Below are 24,512 nucleotides of genomic sequence, written 5' to 3' on the forward strand. Positions count from 1 at the left end.
TATTTTAAAGGTCTATTACAAGAATGTGGTTTCTATGGAGCTCCAACTTTTTCATTTTCTCCAGTTTTTTCAACAATCTGGAAACTACCACCCTTGAGGTGTGCAAGTCATAAGCAATCTCTTGATGTGTGTTATTTATCCGGTTGTCATTGGTTACCTCGACTTTCTTTTTCAGATAATCCATTAAACGTTGATCTAAATTTTTAAAGGCGATACTGTCCACGGTCAGCAACAACTCATTCAGACGGTTTTGGTAACTATCAAAAACATAATTGCGCCAACCTTTATATTTTGCCATCCATTCCTCCATTTTCTGCACCGGTACCATCACAATTTTGGTATCGGTTTCGGTTATGGCCTTAATCTCGCTCTTGGTATGTCCCATACAGCAGGTCATGGTCACCGAACAGGTTTCGCCCTGCTCCAAGTAATATAAAAGCAGTTCATCGCCTTCTTCGTCTTCCCTGAGAACTTTTATGGCCCCGGACAACAACAGTGGCATACTTCTTATATATTGGCCAATATCCATAATGGTTTCTCCTGCTGGAATCTCCTTATACTTGCCCTCTTTAAGGATCTCTTGGATAAGAGCAGGTTCGAAATAGTTGCTGAATGTTCCTAAAAGTTCTTCTTCCATTTGGCAAAAATACACTGCTCTAAGGTAACCATTTTAACAAAACCTAGCACATAGCTTCAGGGTACAAAGAGAAAGACCCGCACTGATCATACGGGTCTTTGCACAAACATGAACTAATAAACTGAATTAAACGTACTTAAACTTATAGTTTTAGGAATTTTCTTTTTCCGGACAGGTAGTAACCAGTGAAAACTGAATCCATCACTTCGGACAAAATTTGTCTCTACTTGCTTTTTATTTCTGCCGTTTTAAATGACACCGTTGGGGACCAATCGCTCCAATTTAAGTTTTGGTCTCTATATCTGACTCTCCAATAATAATTTGTATTGGGTTTTAATCGTTTTGTTTTTTCGTCCGTCAAATCATCGTTCTCTTGACGATTTTCTTTGTAATACCAGTTTTCAAATTGTTTCCAGCTATCCAAGGCCAATTTTTCAAAATCCTTGGATTCCGATACCTGCCAATGGGATGCTGCATGGAAGGAGGCATGGTGTGCACTGGAAAATTCTCCGGCTTTTAACATGACAAACTCATCCTTTACAATTGCACCATTGATTGGGGAGACCACCTTGGGCGCTTCGGGTTTTTTACTCAGCCTCCAAATCGTGATGCTATCCCGTAGTTCATTTTCTCTGGATTTGATCGTATTCCCCCTACTAATCCTTTTAATGGTAAACTTGGGGTCGTTCCTGTTGCCATCTACCTCGACCATAACAAAGCCGTATTCGTCCTGGGTAACGGTAAACTCATCATAATCCCTGCCTTCAAACTCGCCCCAATTATCAATAGCGCCACCAGCGGATGCCACATTTATCCACAAGTGCTTATGGTCTCGGGACTGTCCTCTGGAATACCCGTGGGTATGTCCAAAGAAATGAATACTTGGCTTTCCTGTTTTTGTTGAAAACTCTTCGAGCATTTTCACCACTTTTCCTGTCGATTCTTCCTCCCCTGGAATCCACAGTTCTGATTTATGCGGATGGTGAAGTTGTGCAAAAACAAAATCAATATCCTCGTTTTTTTCGGTATCCAACAATACTTTCTCCAGCCACTCGTACTGTTCCCGTAGGTCACGATAACCTTCGTTGGAATTTAATCCGATGATTCGCGTATTCCCATAATCCTTGTACCACCAATGTTCTGCGTAGGCGGGAGTTCCATTTTCGGGTAGACTGAAGTACTTGAAGTAGAATACAGAATTTTTTTCATGATTTCCCAAAACGGGATATACAGGAACTTCTGCAAAAAGCTTTTGGGCGGGATCAAAAAAATGCTCTTTCCATTGATAGTATTTGCTTCCCGTGGTCACTAAATCGCCAGGAATCATTACCATGGCCAAGTTGTTGGGCAATTTGCCGCCATGCGCTTTTTCGAGATATTGAAGCACTCCTTGATTCACGATCTCCGAAAATTTATTGGGATGCTGGCTATCGTATTGCATATCGCTCATGGCCACAATATTAAAGGACTCTTCGTCACTTGAAAACGGCGGCGTTTTAAATTGGAAGATATCCGATGTTATCTTTCCCGTTTTTACACGATAATAATATTCGGTGAATCGCTTGAGTCCTTCCAATTTTACAGTATGCACTCTGGATTCGGAGAAATTGATGTCCTCTGCCCTTCCGGTGGCTTTTTTTCCGAGTTTTTCGGTAGTTCCCCACTCTACAATGCTTTCCTCTCCGCTAGAGGTTTCCCACATGATCACTATGGAATTGGGTTCGGCATCTTGCAAATAAGGTTGCACAAGAATTTCGGGTTTGGTCTGGGCAGCAAGCTGCATCAATCCCAAACAAAAAACAATACAAAAACAGTTGATTTTTTTCATTAGGCTATGGTGTTGGTTTTTAAAAATGCACAATTAAGTATTTCAAATGCAGTTTCCAGCTCTTCCCTGGAAATGGTCAAAGCGGGCGAAAGTTGCAGAACGTTCCCTTTGGAAACCTTGAAACTCAATCCTTGTTTTAGACATTCGTACATGATTTCCTCGGCTTCGTTGGTAGCTTCCTCTTTAGTGTTCCTATCGGTCACCAGTTCAATGCCCCATAATAGTCCTACCCCACGAACGTCTCCGATCAAGGAATACTTACGGTACATTTTGTAAAGGTTCTTACGCATAAATTCTTGGTCCTCCTTTACTTTTTGTAGAATCTGCTCATCTTTCAGTACTTCCAATAAGGTTAATCCTGCTATAGAACCCAATGGGCTTTTTTCGTGGGTATAGTGGCCCAGCGATATATCACCAAACTTGTTATATTCTTCTCTGGTAACAATGGCTGCCTGCGGAAAAATACCACCTCCGAGTCCTTTTCCCAGACAAAGAATGTCCGGTTCAATGTCAAAAAGCTCATAGGCGAACATTTTGCCCGTGCGCCCAAAGGCAATCGGGATTTCGTCCAAGATTAAAAGTACATTATGTTTGGTGCATAGCTCCCTTGCTCCTTTCCAGAATTTTTTTGATGGGATCTGCACATCGGTATTACGGATGGTTTCTGCCAAAAATGCCCCAATCTGATGGTCTTTTTCCAAAACATATCGCAAATATTCCAAGGCTTTGGTTTCGTCCCCTTCAAAAATACCACGATAGGTTATTGGCGGTGGAATGCGCTCCACCCCCGGCATTAAAGGCCCCATATGTTCCTGAAAAACAGACTCGCCGCCCACGCTTATGGCATCCAAAGAGGCTCCATGGAACGAATCCCAGAATGAGACCACTTTGTGCTTTCCTGTTACGGCCCTCGCCAATTTCAGGGCAATACCAATAGCAGAGCTTCCATTTGGCGTAAGCAAGACACGGTCAAGACCTTTGGGCGTATATGAAGTTAACTTCTCGGCAAACCGAATTGCGGTCTTGTTGGCATACCTTCGGGTGGAAAAAGTTAGGCTTTGTAGTTGCTCGGTTAAACGAGAGACCAATTTTGGATGGGAAAATCCAATTTGGTGCACATTGTTGCCGTGAAAATCCAAATATTTTTTGCCGGATATACTTTCTATGTGCGACCCTTCACACGTTTGGAGCACATCCAAACAAGGTGTCGACATGGATTGATGCATAAAATATTTAGCATCTTTTTCCAAAAGTTCTCTGGTTTCTTCGCTCACTTCGTTTTGCAACCATTCGCTCCGAGCGGGAGTTAGGTTTATGTCGCCTTCCACAACAGATTCTGCGTTGTGCCTATCGCGCTTTGTATGGTCCATGCTTACTTATTATTTCACGCTCTTTGGATGTATCCTCCAACACATAAATATCGTATGTATCGCCATTGTCATACACCCGAACAACAATATGCCCTTTTTGACTTTTATACTGGTTCAACCTGTCACCGATCACTTCTTTTGTGCCTTGCAACATTATGGTTGAAAAAATATCCCGGTTGCCGGGGTATAGTTTTTTTGATGTTATTCTTCGCAACACCTCTTCGCCGGGATGGTCGGCTGTCCAGTTTTGTTGGATCCACACCCGTGGACGCACGGTTCGCACATAAAACGGGTTTTGGGAATCCCGGTTACCGTGGTGGTTCAAGGTGGCCACATCTACCGGGCCTATTACCGGGGCCACATGCGACTCCACATCATTTAAATTCGTTTGACCAAAACCATTGATTCCGGAAATATCACCACCTGTAAAGTAATTGAACTTTCCATAATCGATTCGGATGCAATTGCTCAACGGGTTTTCCCCGGGATAGTCACCTTCTTTAAAAAGTGGATAAAACGAATTGTCATATCCTGTCCAAATATTCCCGTTGGAGGCGATGTTCTGGACCCAAAATTGCGGATAATCCTTTGGATGATGTTGCAATATGATCTGATTGCGGCTTCCGACCTGCAAAGCCTCATTTTCCAATCCTGTTTTTGCTGCTTGATATTCGATGAACTTCCAATACTCCCTCAAGGTCGGGATCATTCCGTACTTGTCCCGGGCAAACCCTTCTCGGGACTGTACTTTTTCATCTTTCAGGTCAATGGGATGATCGAATCCCCTGTCAATCAATTTTTTGATGGGGATCAAATCGCCAACCGCCATAATTCCCGTAAGTTGATATCCTCCTTCAGAAATCTTGCGCAAAGAATCTATCTCTCCGAAATGATCGTCATGGTAATGGGTGACCAGGGCATAATCCAACTTTCGTTCTTGTTTTTTTGGCGAGTATTGGTCTATATAATCCACAATCCACTCCGGTGCGGTCCTTGACCTGTTCGGGACCAAAGCTGCATTTCTACTGGACGTTGTTCTGGGATGGGTCTCGGACATATCGCCTGCATCCACTAGCATGGTGGTACCATCCGGAAACACCATAAAAGTTGCATCCCCCCTACCTGTATTTATATGGTGGATATCCAAAAAACCTGGTTCCCAAGCAGGCAATTGTGGTTTTTGCCCGTTTGAAATTTGCATCATCAAAAAGAAGATGATAACTATTTGAGGTTTTTTGAGGTTAAAATGCATGCCTACTTTTTTCTATACAAATGGTTTGCTGGAATGATTTGTTTTGGGATGTTTGGCCCCTTATACTTTACATCCAAATGATAGCCTCCTCCGCCATTAAAAAACTCCACACGCACCAAATGTCCACCCTTGGTCAATTCCAATGAACCGCTACGCTCCATTACCCCATGGTCGCCATCGTTGTCGACAATTTCGGTTCCATTTACATATAATTTGCTACCATCATCGCTATTGGTGAAAAAGGTGTACGTGCCATCTTCTTGGACTTTCAAATAACTTTCAAAAGCAACGGCAACTTGCTCTTGTGGTACCTCTTCCGAGAATGTTTGTTTATGGGAAAATTCAGTGACAAAGCCTTGGTGGATTGGATCCAAAACAGAAAAGTCGGGCAGTTTTTCTATTCCACTCACCTGATACAGTCGAAATTGAACCGGGTCTTGCTTTGATTTTGGAACAATTCTAAAATTAGCCTCCGTAACCGTACTCACCAATTGGTTGTCCTGAAATATTCCTGCTTTTACGATTTCTGTTTGTTTCAGATAGAAGGTATCTTGGTAACGTTGGCTATTATCGAATGTGGGAACTATATCTCCAAGTGTGTACCTTATCTCGCCCAAATTGTTCGGGTTTTGCATAACCACCGCCACCGAGTCTGATTTAAAAATCCCTCCTGCTGGCTCAAAATAGCCAGCATCCGGAAGAATTTTTGGTTGGGTTATTTTAACCTTTCGCTTGTAGATAAGTTTTGGGGCTTTATTCCCTATAAATGCACCTTTAACGGGACGACCGATCCATGCTTGCGGAGTTATTAGCCCCATGGCATAGGCTACAGTTGGTGCGTTGTCGTATTGATAAACGGTTTCTTCTATTTGATATCCTTTTTTAATGCCTGCGCCGTACAAAATAAAAGGAATCTCCATTTCGGCCAAGCTTTCTCCTCCATGGCCAAAGCCCAACCCACCATGATCGGAGGCCACTATGAACATGGTATTTTCAAAAATTCCGGCTTCTTTGGTAGCATCCACAATTTTGGCGATTAGGGCATCTGCTTTTTCCACGGACTTATAATAATCGGGAGTGCCGTGACCCTTGGCATGGCCTGCGTGGTCCACATGGTCCAAGTGGACAAAGGTGAACTTTGGTTTATTCTTTTTGATATAGTCCACTGCTGCAAGGGCAGTTTTTTCTTCGTGGTCTCCATCAATATCAAAATCAACATCCGATTTCTCGAACAAGCGTCCGAATCCATCCCAATCGTAAATAGCTCCTACATGGGCTTCCGGTTGTTGGTCTTTAAAAAGTGTAAATATTGTTGGAAAAGTTCCGTTTTTGGTGGCTACGACCGGAGGCAATTGATGGTCGAATTTTTCCCATCCGTTAGATGTAACCCCATGTTGTTCCGTACCGGCTCCCATGATCATGCTGGCCCAGTTTGGACTGGAACTGGATGGTAATACGGCCCTTCCGTTCATGGTGGCTGCGCCGTTCTTAACCATTTCGTCCATCATTGGGGTTTCTGCCTTAAGAATACCATCCGGGCTCATACCATCTACTCCGACAACCACTACATGCTTGATTCCTGTAGGGGTTTTCTTGATTTTGGAATCACATGAAAACAGAAGGAATACAGATAAAATGGCACATACAATTAATCTTGACATACTGTTGGTTATTAAATGCAAAGGCTGCCCTTGGTAAAGGGCAACCACTTGCAATTATTTTAAATTTTGAAAGCTTAGTATCTTGTTCCTGTTTCCCACCATCCCGGTGTATTGATGTTATCGCCTTCGCCACCCATGGCCTCTACCGCTGCTTTATAATTGTCTCCGTTCAAGGTCTGTTCAGAGGAGGGGTAAAGGAAGCGAACTGGATAACGGCCGCCATTAAGGTCGTCTTGACCATTCTCCAAGGCGGGTATTCCTGTTCTTCGATAGTCCATCCATCCTTGGTAATCCACGTTCCAAAGAGCAATTGTTTTTTGGGTCAACAATAATTCCAAAGAACCATTGTATTGAACGGCCGGCTGTACCAAATATGCTTCAATGTCATCACTGGGCACACCCCAGTAATCCAAACTTGCACGGATTCCATTGTTATAATAATCCTCTGCACTTCCAGAAATAAACCCTCTTTCTGCAGCTTCGGCAAGGATAAACTGTACTTCGGAGTTTTTCATAATAAAGGCTTCGGCGGCTGTAGAGGAAAAATAGAACAGCTCAACATCCAATCGACTAGGACTAAATTCATCGTCATAGGCACGAGCGTTATCTTGGTTAAGACCAATTGGGATCCCCACCCATTCACCTTCACTGTTGCGATCGAACCAAATATCCAATCGGGGATCATTGAATTCTTCAAAATAGCCCAACAAGGTAGTGCAAAGACTCTTTTCATCGAACCCACCTATACGGCCAGTACTTTCCGGCCAAGAATCGGTATTGGATGTTCCACTGTAGACCAAAACGGCGTTGTCGCCATTGTCGTTGATGTAATTTCCTGCACTTACAATGGCCTGCATTTCGGAGGATACATCTCTTTGCTTGGAAATTCGCAATAGGTAGCGCAAGCGCAATGCGTTTGCCAATTTTCTCCATTTGGATGCATCGCCGTTATAAATTACATCACCGGTAGACCCTGCTATGGCCTGACCTTTGGCAAGTGCCGCATCGGCATCGGCCAAATCCTGAAGTACTCCGTTGTATACCGTTTCTTGATCATCGTAAACAGGGGTGAAAATACCTTCTGTTTTACCTGCCATTGCCTCGGTATATGGAACGTGACCGTACAAATCGGTAAGGTTGGCAAAAGATAGTGCCCTTAGGGTAAGTGCAATCCCTTCGTAAGTTGAATTTTGAGTGCCTTCTGCTCTTGAAATTTCCAAAATATCGTTGATCTCGGGCAAATAGCTGTAGAAAAAATTCCACATGCCTTGATCTCCCCAATCGAACTGGCTAAACCCAGGGAAATTGTTTTTGGCCATTAATTGGGTAATTGTGTTCCCGTCGCTATACCCTTCTTGTGTCAATGTCCGTGTAATTTCGGAGGTTACCGTAGAGGTAAGCAGGTTGGCGCTAACTTGTTCGGGCGCATTTGGGTTGGAATTGATTTCCTCAAAATTGTTGGTACACGAAACCAAAACGGTTCCTGCAAATAAGATGGATTTTATGAAGTTTGATGTTTTCATCATTCTTTATCTTAAATTCTTTTTTAAAATTCTACGTTAAGGTTAAGCCCAAAACTTCTTGTGCTTGGCAATGCCATATCTTCTACGCCGGGAACAATGGTTCCTCCTGAGAATGAGATGGTTTCGGGGTCTACATGATCGTTTTCCGTCCAAAGGGCCAGATTACGGCCCACCAGTGAAATTGTGGCGGACTTTATCGGGGTTTTTGCCAATAGTTTGCTCGGTAATGTGTATCCAAGTTTTACTTCTCTCAATTTTACATAGGTGGCATCGAACATTGAACTTTCCTCGTTACCTCTGTTATAAACGTGGGAGTAATAATTGGATGCAGCTACGTTTGTGGTGTTTGGTGTATAATTTCCGTTTCCATCGTCCACAACACCTTGTGCCACGATTCCTGTTTCGCGACCGGGAACGGTAAAGTCCAGCATACCGGTTGTTCCGCCAATGGCAACTGTTCTTGAGTGATACACACCTCCTTGTCTCCAATCGAACAAGAATCCGAAACGAAGATTTTTATACCTGAAACTATTTTGAAAACCAACCATAAAATCAGGGTTGTAGTTTCCTAGGTTCCTTAACTCGTTGCTTCTAATGGGCAATCCTGAATCACCATCTATGATCCATTGTCCATAGTATTGGCTGTTCTTATCGGTAACTTTTTCAAATCCGGTTCCGTACAAATCGCCCATACGCTCGCCTACTTCGGCCACTACTTGCAAATAGTTCGATTTAACCAAATATTGATCTAGGCCTTCCGTCAACTCTTTTACCTCTCCACGATTGGTGGTAAAGTTGATGTTGGTGTTCCAGCTAAAATTATCCGTTTGTACCGGAGTGGCCGATAACGTTACTTCCAAACCTTTGTTCTCAACTTCACCTGCGTTTATGATTCTAGAACTATACCCGGAAGTATTGGATACCGGCAAGGATAAAATCTGGTTTTTGGTGATGGATTTGTATGCTGCAACGTCCAATCCCAAGCGGTTACCCAAGAATCTTAAATCGGCCCCTACTTCGAACGAGTTGGTACGCTCCGGTTTTAGGTCGGCCAATTTTAGTTCGGACGGTGAATAAACTCGTGAATACCCGTTAAACGTATTTCCAAAACCATAGGTCGCGGCCAAATTATAAGGGTCGGTATCATTACCTACACTTGCCCAACCCCCTCTAATTTTTGCAAAGCTGATCGCTTCCGGCATTTGAAACATATCCGAAAGAATAAAACTTAAACCAACGGATGGATAGAAATAGCTATTGTTGCCATCGGGTAGTGTGGACGACCAATCGTTACGTGCCGTTACATCCAAAAATGCATAATCTTTATAGGCCAAGTTGGAAAATGCATACAAACTGTTTACGGTAAACTTGCTATCGTAATCGCTTTGTGTTAAAGGTTCTGCGGCATTTCCAAAATTGTAGATCCCAGGAATGGACAAGGAATTAGCACTGATCCGCTGGTATCTGTTTTTGGCAGAACGGTGGTTACCTCCCAAGGATATCCCAAAATCAAAGTCTTGATTCAATTCTTTGTTATAGGACAGCAAGAAATCGGTGTTCTGTTCGTAGGCATACACAAAATCCTCTCTATACTGTCCATTTGGAAAACGTTGTGTAGAGTAGGCCCTTTTACGTCTATCCAACTCATTGGAATAATCGAAACCTGTACGGACCATCAAACTTAAACCATTGGCAAGATTCATATCTGCCCTAAGATTGGTAATTACACGATCCTTGTTAAAGGCGTTTGTATTTTCGAAAACCGTAAAGAACGGGTTGTCGTGATAGTTATAATTGTAGTTGTACTGCTGAACATCTTCCAATCCTGGCTGCCAGTAGTCCCTTAACCCGTTCATATTGATATGACGGCCGAACCAAATCCACAGGTACATAATGTTCTCCGTTCCATAGGAATTGTTGGGACGGTTACGTGAATTTGAGTTGATGTAATTCATAGACCCAGTAACCTTTAACCAATCGGTAAGGTTGTACGATCCGTTTACTTGATATGACCTTCTTTTAAAATTGGAGTGCGGGATTACACTCTCACTCTGTAGGTCGGTAAATGAAACCCTAAAGTTTCCATCTTTATTGGCACCGGTCAAAGCCACGTTATTGCTCATGGTAAAACCCGTTCTAAAAAAATCTTCGATATTATCGGGTTGGGGAGAAAATGGGGTTGCGATGATCTCATCGGCAAAAGTACCGTCGGGATTTCTTGGTCTAACATGTACATCGCCCGCGCGGAAACCGCTAGAGGTAGGACTATCGTGCTGTGGGATCAATTGCCCGTTCATGGCAGGTCCCCAACTTTCGTCCACATGATCGTTTATGCCTCCGGTAAGGGAACGGTTCTGACCACCATCGTTAAAGGCAAACTGACCGCCAGAACCCTGTCCATATCGGTTTTGGTATTTTGGAAGGGTCAATAAGTCCTCGAAAGTTGTGTTATGGGTTATGGAAACACCGATTCCTTTGGTACCTTGACCTGATTTTGTTGTTATAAGTACAACACCATTTGCACCTCTGGAACCGTACAATGCGGTGGCGTTCGGACCTTTAAGTACGGTCATTGTTTCTACATCGTCCGGGTTTATGTCCATGGCCCCATTACCGTAATCCACTTCCATGTTACCTTCGGAACCTCTGTTGCTAACATTGTTGTTTATAGGAATCCCATCCACAACGAACAATGGAGAGTTGGCATTTGGGCTTGGGTTTAATGAACTTTCTCCACGAATTATAATCTGTGATGTAGAACCAACCCCAGAATTACCTCCTGTTACCTGAACTCCCGCCATTTTACCGGAGAGAGAGTTCACCACGTTGGTTTCGCGAGCCTCTGCGATTTCTTCACCGGAAACCTTTTGTACCGCATATGCCAGTTTCTTGGTTTCCCTTTTAATCCCCAATGCAGTAACCACTACCTCATCCAACTGTTGGGAATCTGGCTGTAGCATTATGGAAATGGATGTTTTTCCAGCAGTCTCAACATCTTGAGAGATATACCCTATATAGGATACCTCGAGTATTTCTCCACCTTGAGGAAGCTCTATTTCAAAGTTTCCATCAAAGTCGGTGGCAACGCCATTGGCACTGCCCTTTACAACAACCGATGCACCTGGTAAAGGCACGTTGTTCTCGTCTACTACCTTTCCAGAAAAGGTGACTTGCGAATAGCCAATTATACTTACCGTAAATGCAAGTAAAAATGCTACGAATGATTTTTTCATTTGTTGAATATTTGTAAAATTTGGTTAATTATTTATCAACAAATATCCAACACCAGAATTAAGACACGCATCCATCCAGATTAAAAAAATGATACGGAAAGGTTAAAAGAAACAGCCCAATGTTATATTTATATTATTTACAAATATTTAACTTTTAACAAAGGTTAGAGACATGTTCTTTTTTAAGAACTCCAACAATATCCTACCGTTACAGATATTTTTCTTATTCTTGATCTTTCTTAGAATATTATAAATACTAAAATTTTTGAGTTCGCATATTATGGAAGATTATTTGGTGGGCATTGGAAAGAGGATCAAACAAATTCGCAAAGACAATAAAAAAACCATAAACGATGTTGCTGGAAGTGCCGGGGTCACTGCCGGCTTAATTTCTAGGATAGAAAATGGCCGTACCATTCCATCGTTGCCCGTATTTTTGAAAATTGTGGAAGCATTGGGCACCGAAATGACCGTTTTTTTTGATGGTATCCCCAATGTAAATGGACAGAATTTTTTAGTGACCCGCAAAGATGAACAGTCCGTGATCGATAAGGAAGACGAAGCTATCGGCTTTTCTTACAATTACATCTTTAGCAAGCAATTGAACTCGGTCGGCTTTGAAAGTGTGCTCTTGGAGGTACAGCCCAACTCTAAAAGGGAAAAAGTGGTGACCGATGCTTTTGAGTTCAAATATATTTTAACCGGTGAGTGCTATTACGAAATAGGCGACCAAGAAGTGCTGTTAAAAGAAGGGGACTCTATTTTTTTTGATGGCAGAGTCCCCCATGTACCTGTAAACAAAGGGAATGTTCCTTCTAAAATGTTGGTTGTATATTTTTTTATCTGATCAGGAAAACAATTCCTCCGCCAAGCTGGACAAGGATTCCAAGATAAGGGTTGGCCGTGCTGTTTCCAATTGCTCACGGTTCTGTGCTCCGGTAAGGACACCTACCGTCCAGCCGCAATTGGCATTTTTACCCTCTTCAATATCGATAACGGAGTCGCCGGCCTTTAATACCTTTTGCGGATCGGTAACACCAAATAATTCCATGGCCTTATCTATCATTTCGGACGACGGTCTTCCATTGACTACATCGTCCGCCGTGATCAAAGCATCCACCTGTTCACCGGGAATCCATCCCAATTTATTTAAAAGGGTTTCCGCTGTTTTACGATCATAACCAGTATTCAACACTATTTTTACTTCCTGTTTCTTTAAGGTTTTAAATAGTTCTTCAACGCCATCATAAGTGCCAACGTTTAAATTGGTATAAGCATCTTCCAACATTCCCTTAAAATCCTGAAACACCGCTTTGGCATCCACACTTTTGTTCTGGCTTTCCTCTAAAATATCGGAAATGGCCTTAAACTTTTCCTTTCCGGCGCCGCATTCGAGTACAGTTTCCAAAGTAACATCCACGCCATGCTTCGCCAGAGCGGCCCTTACGGTTTTGTACACCACATTATCTTCGTTCACTGTGGTTCCCGCCATATCAAAAACGGCCAGTTCTATTTTTTTCATAAATTGATTTTCTGTGCATTAAAAATTGTTGCAATGTTTTTTTTGGAAAATCCGGCACTCCCTGTCATTCCCTTACCTCCGATTCCTGTAACAATATGAATATTGTTGTCTATTGTTTTTTGATAAATATCACTGTTTTTACATTGTGAGTACATGCCGTACCATCTTTTTTGGATTTGATAGGTGGGCAGGTCAATAATTTTCTTGGCCTCCTGAACCATAAAATCATCAATATCCATATCAAGATCGTATCCCAGATCCTCCATGTTACCGGCATCGGCGTATTGGTGGGAATCCCCGAGGATTACCGAACCATCCGTTGCTTGTTTAAACAAAATGTGGACCCCCCATTTCTTTTGAAGGCTGTCCTTTGGCTCGTTGGCCTTTATCGTTTTGAAGGAAGGACATTCGCGAAACGCCTCGTACCTTCGAATGGACCAACCTGTTAGTATAGATCCTTTTAGATTGTAATTCCCTTGGGGTTTGGTCTGCATCATCTGCAATTTGGAAACTTCTAGATCACTGGATGCAAACGTTTCGGGATAAAGATTTTTAAAATCGGCCCCATTGCAGATTATCACTTTTTTGGCTTGCACTTCTTCATTTTTGGTGTTTTTGACCCTAACCCAACTACCATCGGATTCGCAGGAAACCACCGGAAAATCGAACTTGATATCCAACCCTTTTTGCTCCATCAAATATTTTTGAAGTTTATGGATCATTACCCTGGGCTCTACGGTTACTTCTTGCGGAAAATACAATCCGGACAGAACATAGTCTTTCCTTAATCCTGGATATTTTTCCAAGCACTGTTCCTTGGTTAGCATTTTGGATTCGTAATCGTTGCCGCTGTTTATTGCCCTAAGCTCCACCAGCAAACGCTCTTCTTCTTCGTTGGAAGCTAAATAAACTGTACCGTTCTGACGGATACTGATATCGAACTGCGATTGGATATCCTTATATATTCGAAGACTTTCGCGGCCAAATTTTTGCCATTTGGTATTCATGCCAGAAGGCACAACCTGTCCAAAGTTCTGGGTGGTAGCCCCTTTGGGGTAAGCATCTTTTTCCACCAAGCAAACTTTTAGGCCCATTTCCATTGCATGATAGGCATGAAAAGTTCCCAAAACACCGCCACCTACAATGACAGCATCAAACTTATTGTCCATAATCGAGTTGTTTATTGAGTTGTTCCGCCTTGCTCAGGGCGGTAAAATGAAAATACAGCACCAGTGTACAGCCAATACCTATAAATGCTACGGCATAGGTTCCATATATAAAAAAGTTGAGCCAAGATAAATTGGCCTGTCCAAAGTTTTTATAGAGCAAAACAAGTACACTGCCCACGTAGCCAAAAGAATCGGCGATGTATATAAGAAAACCCGAATTCCCTTTTACATGATAGGTGGCTATGAAGCGGTCGAAAAAAAGACAATTGAAGGGCACGTAGCAGATATATAGCCCAAAGCCGGTGCAAACCATCCAAATAAATGGGTCCAGTACTCCTGTTTGAAACAAAAGTGTACCTACGGCCAACACCAAGGTGCCCATTATTAGTAGGGCATGATAGGTAAGTAGCGCCTTAAAATTGTTCTTTATATAAAAAATGGAACCTATGATCAATAAGACTATAATTGCAATTATGATTTCCGATGTCGAAAAAACGGAAACATCGCCCTGATACCCGATGCTATCCCAAAGTTCTCGAGCAAAATTGTCCCTAAAATCCCTAAATGCGGTTAAAAATGTATAGAAGAGCACAATGAGCACCAATGGAAAAAAATACTTTTTGACCAAGTCTCTCCGGTCTGCCGCAGTCATTGGGATACGTTCGGTCCTGCTGGAAACATCTTGGGCTGTTGGTGGTGGAACCCGTTGTAAAAGAAGGGAGCAAATCAAAAGGGGAACAAAAAACAATGCCCCGGTCACGGAGGGCATCCAAAATTCGCTCACACCCCATGAATTCATAACAAAGAGGCCTACAGATTTTACAACGCCACTGGAGACAATAAAACTTGCAGATAGGACCACTCCCAGAATATCGGTAAACTTTCTTCCTTCTATATAGGAAAACACAATGCCCCAGATCATTCCCAAGGGCAAACCGTTCAAGAACATAAACAATATATTGTACGGTGCAGGGACCCAGGCAAAAAGCAACAGGGATATTTCTGCAATACCTATAAGCGATATTAAGTAAAGTAACCTTTGGTCGGGTTTTAGTTCCGATATCACTTTTATACCGACAAATTTGGATAGTGCGTACCCCAACACCTGCGCAATCACCAATAATATCTTGTAATCCACTCCCCAGAAAGCCACTCCATCAAAAGTTGCTACAGAAAATGGTTTCCTAAAAGCGTACATACAAAAGTAAGTGCCAAAAGCAGCAAGCGATGCGTGCAGCACGAATACCAAACTCGGTCGCTTAACAACAGAACTATTATCAATCAAAGTTTACTAATAATAAAATTAAGTTGCTAATTACTCAATTTATTATCATAAAAAAGCCACAAAACAGTTTAAATAATTGTTAGCTGTGGATTATCTTTTTGAAGGCCAGCCATCCATAAACTTTTGAAATTCCTTCAAATTAGAATGAAAATGTTGCGTTTATAGATTCTATATACTTTTCCGAAAAATCCAGTTATATTAGCATTTATTAGAATTTTATATTCGCTTTTAATATTGGACTGTGCCGGTTTCCCTAACAGATTCCGTGTATTCCCCGATTAATTGCAACCAACTAAACAAACCGTTTTGGCCCGGGCCGGAACATCAAACTTTAAAGTATGGCACTTATTTCCTTTTTGGGATTTACTCTAATGGTAGGTATAATATCCTGGTGGTCCGTTAGAAAAACGGACGAGACCTCATCGGACGGTTATTTTTTGGGCGGAAGAAGCCTAACCGCTGGCGTAATAGCTGGGTCACTATTGCTCACCAACCTCTCTACAGAACAAATTGTTGGCCTAAACGGCAGTGCATATAAGGACGGATTATCGGTCATGGCCTGGGAAACCCTGGCAGCGCTTGCCATAGTGGTCACCGCATTGTTTTTGCTCCCGCGCTATTTAAAGGGAGGACTTACAACGGTCCCTCAGTTTTTGGCCAAACGGTTCGATGTTACCACAAAAACGATTACATCGGGACTTTTCTTAACGGGCTATGTTGTTGTGCTGTTGCCGGTAATTTTATATTCTGGTTCGGTTGCCATAAGTGGTATGTTCGATGTTCCGACCTTACTAGGGGTATCGGATTCCACCGCTTTGGTCGTTTGTATTTGGGGTATCGGTATCATTGGTTCCATTTATGCGGTTTTTGGAGGATTGAAAGCTGTTGCCGTTTCGGACAGCATCAATGCGGTTGGACTAATTGTAGGTGGTATTTTGATTCCCGTTTTTGGATTGATGGCCATTGGGGACGGAAGTGTTCTTGGCGGCTTGCAAACATTAATGGATGCCAACCCAGAGCGCTTTGATTCCACTGGGAATCCTGGACAAGAGGTGCCCTTTTCCACCATTTTTACAGGAATGATGCTGGTTCAGCTTTTCTATTGGGGCACCAATCAACAAATCATCCAAAGGGGATTGGGCGCAAAAAACCTTGCGGAAGGCCAAAAAGGCCTATTATTGGCCGCATTTTTAAAGATTTTAGGGCCAATAATCTTGGTGTTGCCCGGGATGATCGCCTACTATTATTTCGAGGGAGGACTTGCCAGTAGCGACTTGGCATATCCCGAACTGGTACGCGCCGTGCTCCCTAAACCATTAATGGGCTTCTTTGCCGCTGTACTTTTTGGTGCTATTTTAAGTTCTTTCAATAGTGTGCTCAATAGTTCGGTGACCTTGTTCGGGATAGACATTTATAAACAGCACATCAACAAAAATGCCTCGGAAATAACCGTGGTAAAATACGGTAAGGTGTTCGGCGTATGCTTGGCACTAGCAGCCATGTTCATTGCCCCAATGATTGCCAACGCTGGTAGCTTGTTCAACTATTTACAAGAGATCAACGGTATTTACAGCATCCCTATTTTCACTATAATCGTTGTGGGATATCTCACCAAAAGGGTACCTGCCATTGCAGCCAAAATAGGCATCCTTTCAGGATCCATTCTTTATATCATCAGTCAGTTTATTGTGGGGCCCAGAATGGTGGCCAACGCACTTGCCGAAGCCAAGGCAAATGGCATTACCGACCCTGTGGAACTAAATCTGGTAGAAGCTGGTGCCTATCCACACTATCTTCACGTAATGGCGATATTGTTTGTTTCCAATATTGTAATTATGTTGATCATCGGGAAGTTTTATCCAAGAAAAGAACCCTTCGAATTGGAGTACACCAAACAGGTTTCCATTGAGCCCTGGAAGTATGTAAAACCGGCCAGTGCATTTATCTGCTTTATCGTTATTGCCATTTATGTGTACTTTGCGAAATAGAGTAAAATTTATAAAGATTTAAAGTAAAAGCCCGGAAACAAATTCCGGGCTTTTACTTTAATATGCTCTTTAAAAAAGTATCCTTATATGCCCTGCCCAAGGGTACTTTGGCCCCATTGGTCAGGATCACCAGATTTCCTGAAATCCTATCGATTTTTTTGGTGTTTATGATATGTGATTTGTGGATTTGATAGAATTGATCGCCTCCCAAAACACTTACCCAATGTCTAAGTGGTTCGTTGGACAAGATTTTTTTGTCCTCCAAGTGGATTTCGGTATAATCGGAATCCGAGGTAATCGTGTAAATATCATCCACCAGCACTTTAATATGCTCGTGGCTGGATTTTACGTAAATCTCGGTCAGTGGTTCATTGTCCCTGCCGGATCTTTGAACATCCAACTTGGCATTTGCCTTGTTCACGGCCTGTAAAAAGCGCTGAAACGAAAATGGCTTCAACAAATAGTCCACTACATTTAGATCATAGCCTTCCAAGGCGTATTCGGAGAAAGCAGTGGTCAAAATAACTTGAGGAGGGTCCGGAATACTCTTTAAAAAGTCCAGACCATTGATTTTTGGCAAGTGTATGTCCAAGAACATAATATCCACCGACTCCCGGTTCAGGAATTCCATGGCGCTCAGACCGTCCGAAAACATATCAACAAGTTCCAAGTTGGGAACATCTTGTATATATTTTTTTAAGATTCGCTGCGCCGGTGGTTGATCCTCAACTATAATACACCTCATCTTTTTAGACTTTTTCCAGTTCCAATTTTAGATATACCTTGTAATCGTTCTCTGTTTCCTCTATCTGCAAAATATGTTTTTTAGGATAAAGCAGCTCTAATCTTTTCCTCACATTTTTTAACCCGATACCCTTGGCCACACTATCCAAACTAAAGCCAGAGACGTAGTTATTGCTGCATACGAATTCCAAGGTGGTATTATTTACCTTAACGGAAATATTGATCTTGATATCCGAAGATTGACCCGACTGGCTATGTTTAAAGGCGTTTTCGATAAACACGATCAAAATTAATGGCGCGATCCTGTACTCGCCCTCTATTTTATCCACATCAAAAAGAACCTCGCCCCTGTCCTCTATCTGTAATTTGTACAACTTGATAAAGTTCCCCAGTTGCTCCAGCTCTTTATTGAGCGGGACCATCTGCTCTTTGGACTCGTACAGCATATAACGCAGAACACCGCTCATCTCCAAAATAATCTCAGGGGTTTTGGGCGATTCTTGCAGGGCATAGGAGTATAAATTGTTCAAATTGTTGAACAAAAAGTGCGGGTTTATCTGGTTTCTGAGAAATTGAAGTTCACTTTCTTCTATAGCGTTTTTCAATTCATCTATCTGCGCTTGTTTCTGCAAGGCATCCCATCCGAATTTAAATCCGGACAGAATACAGATTACGGGCAGTACACTGAACAATGATATATATATTCCAGGAAAGCTTCTTCCACGTTCGGTATCGGGAAACATTATAGGCTCCAACACCAATTCTTCTATCAAAATTACGGATACCACTACCAAGGTCACCCCAAAGAAGAACTGCCAATACTTTTTTTTATACAGAAACCGTGGCATTAGGTAATACGTTATGGACACGGTCGAAATACTATAAAACAACAGGAATACGGCCCGATACCAGACAATTCCCCCAGTGTTTCGGCTAAAGGAGAAAAACAATAGCACCAAAACGTGCAGTATTATTTGAAAAAGAAGTTCTTTTCTAGAAATCAAAATGCTCTTTTTAGCTAGAACAAAACTATTGATAAAAGCATTGTATAAGAAAAGTTGCTTTATAAACAACCATATTTACCCTGTAAACGACAGTTTGACCACAAAACGCACTTAAGTAATTGGTTAAATGCATATTAAGAAATAAGGGATTTATCGTGAAGCCAGATTTGGCAATCAACTTGTTGGGATTTCAAATATTTTGATGAAATTGGAGAAAAATGGCATGTATCAATATTGCCACTTATATGACACTCAACAACAAACTTTACCCAACAAAAAAGCCACCGTTTTTCGGTGGCTTTTGCTTTATCTGCTCCCCCTCTTGGGCTCGAACCAAGGACCCTCTGATTAACAGTCAGATGCTCTAACCAACTGAGCTAAGGAGGAATATTTTTACCTTAAGCGGGTGCAAATATAATAGATTCTTTTTTACACCACAAACAAAAAAATTGCTTTTCTATTTAAAAAGCCATTTATATAAATCATTACCATTGGCAAACAACAATAATGCGATCAATATAAAGAAACCAATCATCTGGGCATACTCCAAAAACTTATCGCTCGGTTTACGCCCAGTTACCATTTCGTACAACAAAAAGGCTACGTGACCTCCATCCAATGCCGGAATGGGCAAAATGTTCATAAAGGCCAAAATAATGGATATAAATGCCGTAGTGGCCCAAAATGCAGGCCAGTTCCATGTATCGGGGAACATTCCTCCAATAGCGGCAAAACCGCCCACCTCTTTATATGCACCAGTATCGGGATTGAATATTTTTTTCATCCCCTTAATGTAATCCGTTAGCGTTTTTACGCCTTTGTTCCAGCCAGCGGGAATGGATTCCCAAAAAGAATACTTCAAAGTTTTTAATTCCAAATAGCCCGCTTCTTTAAACTCTTCGGGTGTCATTCCCAAAACTACACCAAGTGCAGCATCATCAGATATGGATACCGTAAGGTCTTGAAGCGACCCCTCTCTCATGACTTTAATCGGTACTTCTTTGCCCTTATTTGCTTCCAAAATAGGAGTAACTTGGTCTTTGTACTCCACAGGTATACCCGCCATTTCAACAACAGCATCGCCTTTTTGTAGACCACTATCGGCATTTGGTGATTTTTTAGGGACTTCGTTAATCACAAATGGCAAGCGGTAAGAAATAAAACGAACCTTTTCCTTATCTTCGGACAAGGTTTCTATAAAATCAACTGGAATTGTTTTTTCTATAATCTGGCCATCCCTCTCAATGGTATATTTTTCACCATAAATCATTTCAGGAAGAATCTGCTGTAAAGCTTCTATCTTTTTCCCATCCACAGATAAAATTTTATCCCCAGTTCTAACTCCCAATTCATCGCCCAAACTTTTCTCTGTTACCCAAATTCCATCTTTAAGGCTATCGTTGGCAATATATTCTTCCCCATAAGTAAATACCAACCCTATAAAAATCACCACCGCCAAAACAAAATTTACGGTAACACCGCCCAGCATAATGATCAAACGTTGCCATGCCGGCTTGCTACGAAACTCCCATGGCTTTGGTTCTTGCTTCATCTGCTCTTTGTCCATGCTCTCATCGATCATACCGGATATCTTTACATATCCGCCCAAGGGCAACCAACCGATTCCGTAAACAGTTTCTCCTATTTTCTTTTTGAACAATGAAAATTTGACATCAAAAAACAGATAAAACTTCTCCACTCTGGTCTTAAAAAGTTTCGCAGGGATAAAGTGTCCCAACTCGTGAAGCACGATCAGAAGCGACAAACTCAAAAAGAATTGTATGGTCTTTATTAGTATAGGGGTCATCCGTATTATTTTCTTAAAACGAACAAAAGTAACCTTTTAGGTATTTATAAAAAAACATCTAAATTAATCCCCTTGCCATTTAAGAAAGATTTAGCAACAAAAGCCGTCTTTCTCCTTGAAGAATAACCAATTGGGCCGTAATTTTGCACCTATGGGATCTTTCTTTGCAAAATACAAGTTCTTTGGCATCGTAATGTTGGCTCTTTCCGGTGTAATCATATATCTATTTTACAATGCGCTGCAACCAAAAAAAATGTTGCCGGTCTACCAACCATCAATGGTAGACAAATCGCTTGTGGACAGCACATTGCACTATACCAAAAAGTATCACAAAATCGGGGATTTTTCCTTGGTGAACCAAAATGGTGACACCATAACACAGAACAATTACAAGGACAAGATCTATGTAGCCGATTTTTTCTTTACCACTTGCCCTACGATTTGCCCGATAATGACCAAGAATATGGCCGAGATCCAAGAAGTGATCAAGGACAAACCAAACGTTATGCTACTCTCCCACTCCGTTACACCTCAAATCGATACCGTAGCGCAATTAAAAAGGTATGCCATGGAAAAAGGGGTCTTGGACCACAAATGGAATTTGGTGACAGGGAATAAAAAACAGATCTATGAGTTGGCCAGAAAGTCGTATCTCGCGGTAAAAAACGACGGAGACGGCGGTCCTTTTGATATGATTCATACCGAAAATTTTATCCTTGTGGACAAAGAAAAACGAATCCGCGGCTTTTACGATGGAACCAACCGAGACGATATTGATCGCCTTTTGGAAGATCTTAAAATACTTGAGGCCAGTTATACCGAATAATTGACAAACGATTATCCATGATCGGCACTTCCAGTTCCTCTTTTTTACTTATTTTTGCTCTTAATTAAATTTATTCTAAATAAATACAGTGGCTACCGTTGCAGATTTACAATATGGACAAAAAGGTATAATCAAGGATTTTACCGAACATTCGCTCCCTGTTAAATTAATGGAATTGGGCTGCTTGCCCGGCAACAGTGTGGAACTGTTGCAAATAGCTCCCTTGAACGACCCCATATACATCAACCTCAGTGGAAGTCATCTCGCAATACGAAGGTCTTTGGCAGAACTCATCGAGCTGGATATTATTGAAGAAACGCAGGCCAAATGAGCAAAAACATTAATGTAGCCTTGATCGGCAACCCGAACACAGGGAAAACCTCGGTTTTTAATCAACTTACAGGACTCAAGCAAAAAGTAGGGAACTATCCAGGAATCACCGTAGAAAAAAAAGAAGGTGTCTGCAAACTTCCAAGAGGGGTCAAGGCGCACATTCTGGATTTACCGGGCACATACAGTCTCAATACAACTTCGTTGGACGAAAGCTTGGTGGTAGAACTCCTGCTCAACAAAAACGATAAGGATTATCCAGACGTTGCCGTGGTGATCAGTGATGTGGAAAACCTCAAGAGGAACCTGCTCCTTTTTACACAAATCAAGGACCTTAAGATCCCTACCATTTTGGTGATCAACATGGCCGACAGGATGGACCGCAAGGGCATCTCGTTGGACATTGAGGCCATGGAGAAAAAACTTGATACCAAGATTGCGCTGGTAAGCACCCGTAAAAATACGGGCATCGACCGAGTAAAAGAACTCATTGCCGATTACAAAAACATCTCGTCCAAACCCCTCCTCGATCCCAATCGGATTTCTCCAGAATATTTTGATCGACTACAAAAAGCCTTCCCGCAGGAAGATCTGTACAAGCTCTGGCTGGTAATCACCCAGGATGTAAATTTTATGCCGATTGAAAAAAAACGGATTCAAGATGCCACGGATTTCTCCACAAAATCAAAGGATGAGCTCAAAAAACTACAACATAAGGAAACCGTTCTTCGATATCAGCTAATCAACACTATTTTAAAGAAGACCTATAAAGTCGATTTTTTGGCGGCAAAAGGTCTTCGTGCGACCTTGGATAAGATCCTTACCCACAAAATATTCGGATACCTTATCTTTTTCGCCATTCTACTGTTGATTTTCCAGGCTATTTTCGAATGGAGCTCGTATCCGATGGACTTTATAGATGAGAGCTTTGCCTCGGCAGCTGAATGGATCAAAAACACCTTGCCGGCCGGATTGTTTACGGATTTATTGGCAGAGGGAGTAGTGGCCGGAATCGGGGGAATCGTAATTTTTATACCCCAGATCGCGTTCTTGTTCCTTTTTATTTCCATTCTGGAAGAATCCGGATACATGAGCCGTGTAGTCTTTTTAATGGACAGGTTAATGAGACCTTTTGGACTGAGCGGAAAAAGTGTGGTGCCATTAATTTCGGGAAATGCATGTGCAATTCCGGCGATTATGGCCACTCGTACCATAGAAAATTGGAAGGAAAGACTTATCACCATTTTGGTCACACCTTTCACCACCTGCTCCGCTAGGTTGCCCGTGTACTTAATTCTAATTGCCTTGGTAATTCCTGAAGGCAGTTTTATAGGACTTAGTTATCAAGCATTGACCTTGATGTTGTTGTACCTGATCGGATTTGGCATGGCGCTTTTATCTGCAATGGTATTGAACAAGATCCTTAAAATAAAAAGCAGATCTATTTTTATGATAGAAATGCCTACATATCGCTTGCCTTTAATAAAAAATGTGGGCTACACCGTAATCGAAAAAACCAAAAGCTTTGTTCTGGGTGCCGGTAAAATCATTCTGGCCATTTCCATTGTCTTATGGTTTTTGGGCTCCAATGGCTATTCGGATGATTTTAAAAACGCCGAAAACATTGTTACCGAAAGAATCCAAAATGAAGGATTGAGCACCTACAGCAAAAATTATATCCAGAACAACATTGCTTCTTATCGCGAAAAGGCTTTGGACGAAGGAATGGCGCCAAAGACCATCCAGGATTCGGTACAGGTGTTAACATCGGAACTTTCCGAAAGGGCCATAGCTCAAGAAATCGCCAGTCATAAATTGGAACATTCGTACATTGGTCAAATCGGCAAGGCCTTTGAGCCCATTGTAAAACCTCTGGGCTACGATTGGAAAATTGGAATTGCGGTACTGACATCGTTTGCTGCCCGCGAAGTATTCGTTGGAACATTGGCCACAATATATAGTGTTGGTAGCGATGAGGAGGAAACCATTAAAAACAGAATGGCCGCCGAACTGGATGATTCCGGAAAACCATTGTTCAACTTGGCATCGGGAATTTCGTTGATGTTATTTTATGCCTTTGCCATGCAATGTATGAGCACACTCGCCATTGTAAAAAGAGAAACAAATTCTTGGAAGTGGCCTATGATCCAGCTGGGCTTTATGAGCATTTTTGCCTACATTGTAGCTTTAATAGCCTACCAAATCCTAATATAACTGTAGAATGATTCAACAAATATTGGCATACGGAACCTTGGCAATAGCAGCAGGCTATCTTATTTGGAAATTCTTCCTGCCAAAATCCCTTTTTAGTAAAAGAAAAAGCAATTCCAATT

General features: G+C 41.9%; 18 protein-coding genes and 1 tRNA gene. 5 read left to right on the forward strand and 14 right to left on the reverse strand.

What is annotated here, in order from left to right; all coding sequences use genetic code 11:
- Nucleotides 1-4 precede the first annotated feature (4 nt).
- The 7 genes from ACXAFK_RS00650 to ACXAFK_RS00680 all read right to left on the reverse strand — a co-directional run bounded on the left by ACXAFK_RS00650 (nt 5) and on the right by ACXAFK_RS00680 (nt 11,504).
- Nucleotides 5-637 (reverse strand): Crp/Fnr family transcriptional regulator, encoded by a 633-nt coding sequence (locus ACXAFK_RS00650; protein WP_252081208.1) that lies wholly within the window; start codon nt 635-637, stop codon nt 5-7.
- Between the two features lie 223 nt (nt 638-860).
- Nucleotides 861-2,465 carry a fibronectin type III domain-containing protein gene (locus ACXAFK_RS00655; RefSeq protein ID WP_474956459.1) on the reverse strand — a complete coding sequence of 535 codons (1,605 nt, stop codon included), beginning with the start codon at nt 2,463-2,465 and terminating at the stop codon, nt 861-863.
- A complete protein-coding gene (gene pbfA / locus ACXAFK_RS00660) occupies nt 2,465-3,835 on the reverse strand; it encodes a (R)-1-hydroxy-2-aminoethylphosphonate ammonia-lyase (RefSeq protein ID WP_474956460.1) in 1,371 nt (456 codons plus the stop codon). The genes ACXAFK_RS00655 and pbfA overlap by 1 nt, the downstream gene beginning before the upstream one ends.
- Nucleotides 3,813-5,039: a ComEC/Rec2 family competence protein gene (locus ACXAFK_RS00665; RefSeq protein WP_474956461.1), complete on the reverse strand. Its 1,227-nt coding sequence runs from the start codon at nt 5,037-5,039 to the stop codon at nt 3,813-3,815. Before ACXAFK_RS00665 ends, pbfA begins: the two co-directional genes overlap by 23 nt.
- A gap of 50 nt (nt 5,040-5,089) precedes the next feature.
- Nucleotides 5,090-6,748, reverse strand: a complete 1,659-nt coding sequence (locus ACXAFK_RS00670; protein ID WP_474956462.1) for an alkaline phosphatase family protein — start codon at nt 6,746-6,748, stop codon at nt 5,090-5,092.
- Nucleotides 6,749-6,822: 74 nt separating this feature from the next.
- A complete protein-coding gene (locus tag ACXAFK_RS00675; protein ID WP_293297496.1) occupies nt 6,823-8,274 on the reverse strand; it encodes a SusD/RagB family nutrient-binding outer membrane lipoprotein in 1,452 nt (483 codons plus the stop codon).
- Between the two features lie 20 nt (nt 8,275-8,294).
- Nucleotides 8,295-11,504 (reverse strand): SusC/RagA family TonB-linked outer membrane protein, encoded by a 3,210-nt coding sequence (locus tag ACXAFK_RS00680; protein ID WP_224835764.1) that lies wholly within the window; start codon nt 11,502-11,504, stop codon nt 8,295-8,297.
- Nucleotides 11,505-11,784: 280 nt separating this feature from the next.
- Between ACXAFK_RS00680 and ACXAFK_RS00685 the strand changes: the two genes are divergently transcribed.
- On the forward strand, nt 11,785-12,351 hold the full coding sequence (locus ACXAFK_RS00685; protein WP_224836430.1) for a helix-turn-helix domain-containing protein: 567 nt from the start codon (nt 11,785-11,787) through the stop codon (nt 12,349-12,351).
- Here ACXAFK_RS00685 and ACXAFK_RS00690 read toward each other — a convergent pair whose 3' ends face one another.
- The 3 genes from ACXAFK_RS00690 to ACXAFK_RS00700 are packed head-to-tail and all read right to left on the reverse strand — an operon-like array spanning nt 12,352 to nt 15,393.
- Complete coding sequence (locus ACXAFK_RS00690) at nt 12,352-13,026, reverse strand: phosphonatase-like hydrolase (protein ID WP_474956463.1); 675 nt, start codon at nt 13,024-13,026, stop codon at nt 12,352-12,354.
- The gene (locus ACXAFK_RS00695; protein ID WP_474956464.1) at nt 13,023-14,195 is read right to left on the reverse strand and encodes a TIGR03364 family FAD-dependent oxidoreductase; all 1,173 of its coding nucleotides are present in this window, start codon (nt 14,193-14,195) and stop codon (nt 13,023-13,025) included. The genes ACXAFK_RS00690 and ACXAFK_RS00695 overlap by 4 nt, the downstream gene beginning before the upstream one ends.
- Nucleotides 14,185-15,393: a DUF5690 family protein gene (locus tag ACXAFK_RS00700; protein WP_474958143.1), complete on the reverse strand. Its 1,209-nt coding sequence runs from the start codon at nt 15,391-15,393 to the stop codon at nt 14,185-14,187. The genes ACXAFK_RS00695 and ACXAFK_RS00700 overlap by 11 nt, the downstream gene beginning before the upstream one ends.
- A 425-nt stretch (nt 15,394-15,818) precedes the next feature.
- Here ACXAFK_RS00700 and ACXAFK_RS00705 point away from each other — a divergent pair, with 425 nt between their 5' ends.
- Nucleotides 15,819-17,468: a solute:sodium symporter family transporter gene (locus tag ACXAFK_RS00705; protein WP_369885388.1), complete on the forward strand. Its 1,650-nt coding sequence runs from the start codon at nt 15,819-15,821 to the stop codon at nt 17,466-17,468.
- A 52-nt stretch (nt 17,469-17,520) separates the two neighbouring features.
- Here ACXAFK_RS00705 and ACXAFK_RS00710 read toward each other — a convergent pair whose 3' ends face one another.
- The 4 genes from ACXAFK_RS00710 to rseP form a co-directional block, all read right to left on the reverse strand.
- A complete protein-coding gene (locus tag ACXAFK_RS00710) occupies nt 17,521-18,213 on the reverse strand; it encodes a LytR/AlgR family response regulator transcription factor (RefSeq protein ID WP_474956465.1) in 693 nt (230 codons plus the stop codon).
- A 4-nt stretch (nt 18,214-18,217) separates the two neighbouring features.
- The gene (locus ACXAFK_RS00715; protein WP_474956466.1) at nt 18,218-19,216 is read right to left on the reverse strand and encodes a sensor histidine kinase; all 999 of its coding nucleotides are present in this window, start codon (nt 19,214-19,216) and stop codon (nt 18,218-18,220) included.
- Nucleotides 19,217-19,529: 313 nt separating this feature from the next.
- Nucleotides 19,530-19,603 (reverse strand) — tRNA-Asn (locus ACXAFK_RS00720).
- Between the two features lie 70 nt (nt 19,604-19,673).
- Nucleotides 19,674-21,023: an RIP metalloprotease RseP gene (gene rseP, locus ACXAFK_RS00725; RefSeq protein WP_224835770.1), complete on the reverse strand. Its 1,350-nt coding sequence runs from the start codon at nt 21,021-21,023 to the stop codon at nt 19,674-19,676.
- Between the two features lie 151 nt (nt 21,024-21,174).
- Here rseP and ACXAFK_RS00730 point away from each other — a divergent pair, with 151 nt between their 5' ends.
- From ACXAFK_RS00730 to feoB, 3 genes are all read left to right on the forward strand, one after another.
- Entirely contained in the window at nt 21,175-21,849 is a 675-nt protein-coding gene (locus tag ACXAFK_RS00730) for an SCO family protein (RefSeq protein ID WP_474956467.1), read from the forward strand.
- Nucleotides 21,850-21,937: 88 nt separating this feature from the next.
- The gene (locus ACXAFK_RS00735; protein WP_224835771.1) at nt 21,938-22,180 is read left to right on the forward strand and encodes a FeoA family protein; all 243 of its coding nucleotides are present in this window, start codon (nt 21,938-21,940) and stop codon (nt 22,178-22,180) included.
- Nucleotides 22,177-24,393 carry a ferrous iron transport protein B gene (gene feoB, locus ACXAFK_RS00740; RefSeq protein ID WP_474956468.1) on the forward strand — a complete coding sequence of 739 codons (2,217 nt, stop codon included), beginning with the start codon at nt 22,177-22,179 and terminating at the stop codon, nt 24,391-24,393. The genes ACXAFK_RS00735 and feoB overlap by 4 nt, the downstream gene beginning before the upstream one ends.
- Nucleotides 24,394-24,512: the final 119 nt, after the last annotated feature.

It is taken from the genome of Flagellimonas sp. ABD4_174 (assembly GCF_056160185.1).

What these genes read in the sequence shown, in the direction of transcription:
- rseP (WP_224835770.1), bottom strand. Translation starts at nt 21,023, where the DNA reads ATGACCCCTATACTAATAAAGACCATACAATTCTTTTTGAGTTTGTCG.
- ACXAFK_RS00705 (WP_369885388.1), top strand. Translation starts at nt 15,819, where the DNA reads ATGGCACTTATTTCCTTTTTGGGATTTACTCTAATGGTAGGTATAATA.
- ACXAFK_RS00655 (WP_474956459.1), bottom strand. Translation starts at nt 2,465, where the DNA reads ATGAAAAAAATCAACTGTTTTTGTATTGTTTTTTGTTTGGGATTGATG.
- ACXAFK_RS00695 (WP_474956464.1), bottom strand. Translation starts at nt 14,195, where the DNA reads ATGGACAATAAGTTTGATGCTGTCATTGTAGGTGGCGGTGTTTTGGGA.
- ACXAFK_RS00690 (WP_474956463.1), bottom strand. Translation starts at nt 13,026, where the DNA reads ATGAAAAAAATAGAACTGGCCGTTTTTGATATGGCGGGAACCACAGTG.
- feoB (WP_474956468.1), top strand. Translation starts at nt 22,177, where the DNA reads ATGAGCAAAAACATTAATGTAGCCTTGATCGGCAACCCGAACACAGGG.
- pbfA (WP_474956460.1), bottom strand. Translation starts at nt 3,835, where the DNA reads ATGGACCATACAAAGCGCGATAGGCACAACGCAGAATCTGTTGTGGAA.
- ACXAFK_RS00685 (WP_224836430.1), top strand. Translation starts at nt 11,785, where the DNA reads ATGGAAGATTATTTGGTGGGCATTGGAAAGAGGATCAAACAAATTCGC.
- ACXAFK_RS00680 (WP_224835764.1), bottom strand. Translation starts at nt 11,504, where the DNA reads ATGAAAAAATCATTCGTAGCATTTTTACTTGCATTTACGGTAAGTATA.
- ACXAFK_RS00700 (WP_474958143.1), bottom strand. Translation starts at nt 15,393, where the DNA reads ATGTACGCTTTTAGGAAACCATTTTCTGTAGCAACTTTTGATGGAGTG.
- ACXAFK_RS00730 (WP_474956467.1), top strand. Translation starts at nt 21,175, where the DNA reads ATGGGATCTTTCTTTGCAAAATACAAGTTCTTTGGCATCGTAATGTTG.
- ACXAFK_RS00650 (WP_252081208.1), bottom strand. Translation starts at nt 637, where the DNA reads ATGGAAGAAGAACTTTTAGGAACATTCAGCAACTATTTCGAACCTGCT.
- ACXAFK_RS00710 (WP_474956465.1), bottom strand. Translation starts at nt 18,213, where the DNA reads ATGAGGTGTATTATAGTTGAGGATCAACCACCGGCGCAGCGAATCTTA.
- ACXAFK_RS00675 (WP_293297496.1), bottom strand. Translation starts at nt 8,274, where the DNA reads ATGATGAAAACATCAAACTTCATAAAATCCATCTTATTTGCAGGAACC.
- ACXAFK_RS00665 (WP_474956461.1), bottom strand. Translation starts at nt 5,039, where the DNA reads ATGATGCAAATTTCAAACGGGCAAAAACCACAATTGCCTGCTTGGGAA.
- ACXAFK_RS00670 (WP_474956462.1), bottom strand. Translation starts at nt 6,748, where the DNA reads ATGTCAAGATTAATTGTATGTGCCATTTTATCTGTATTCCTTCTGTTT.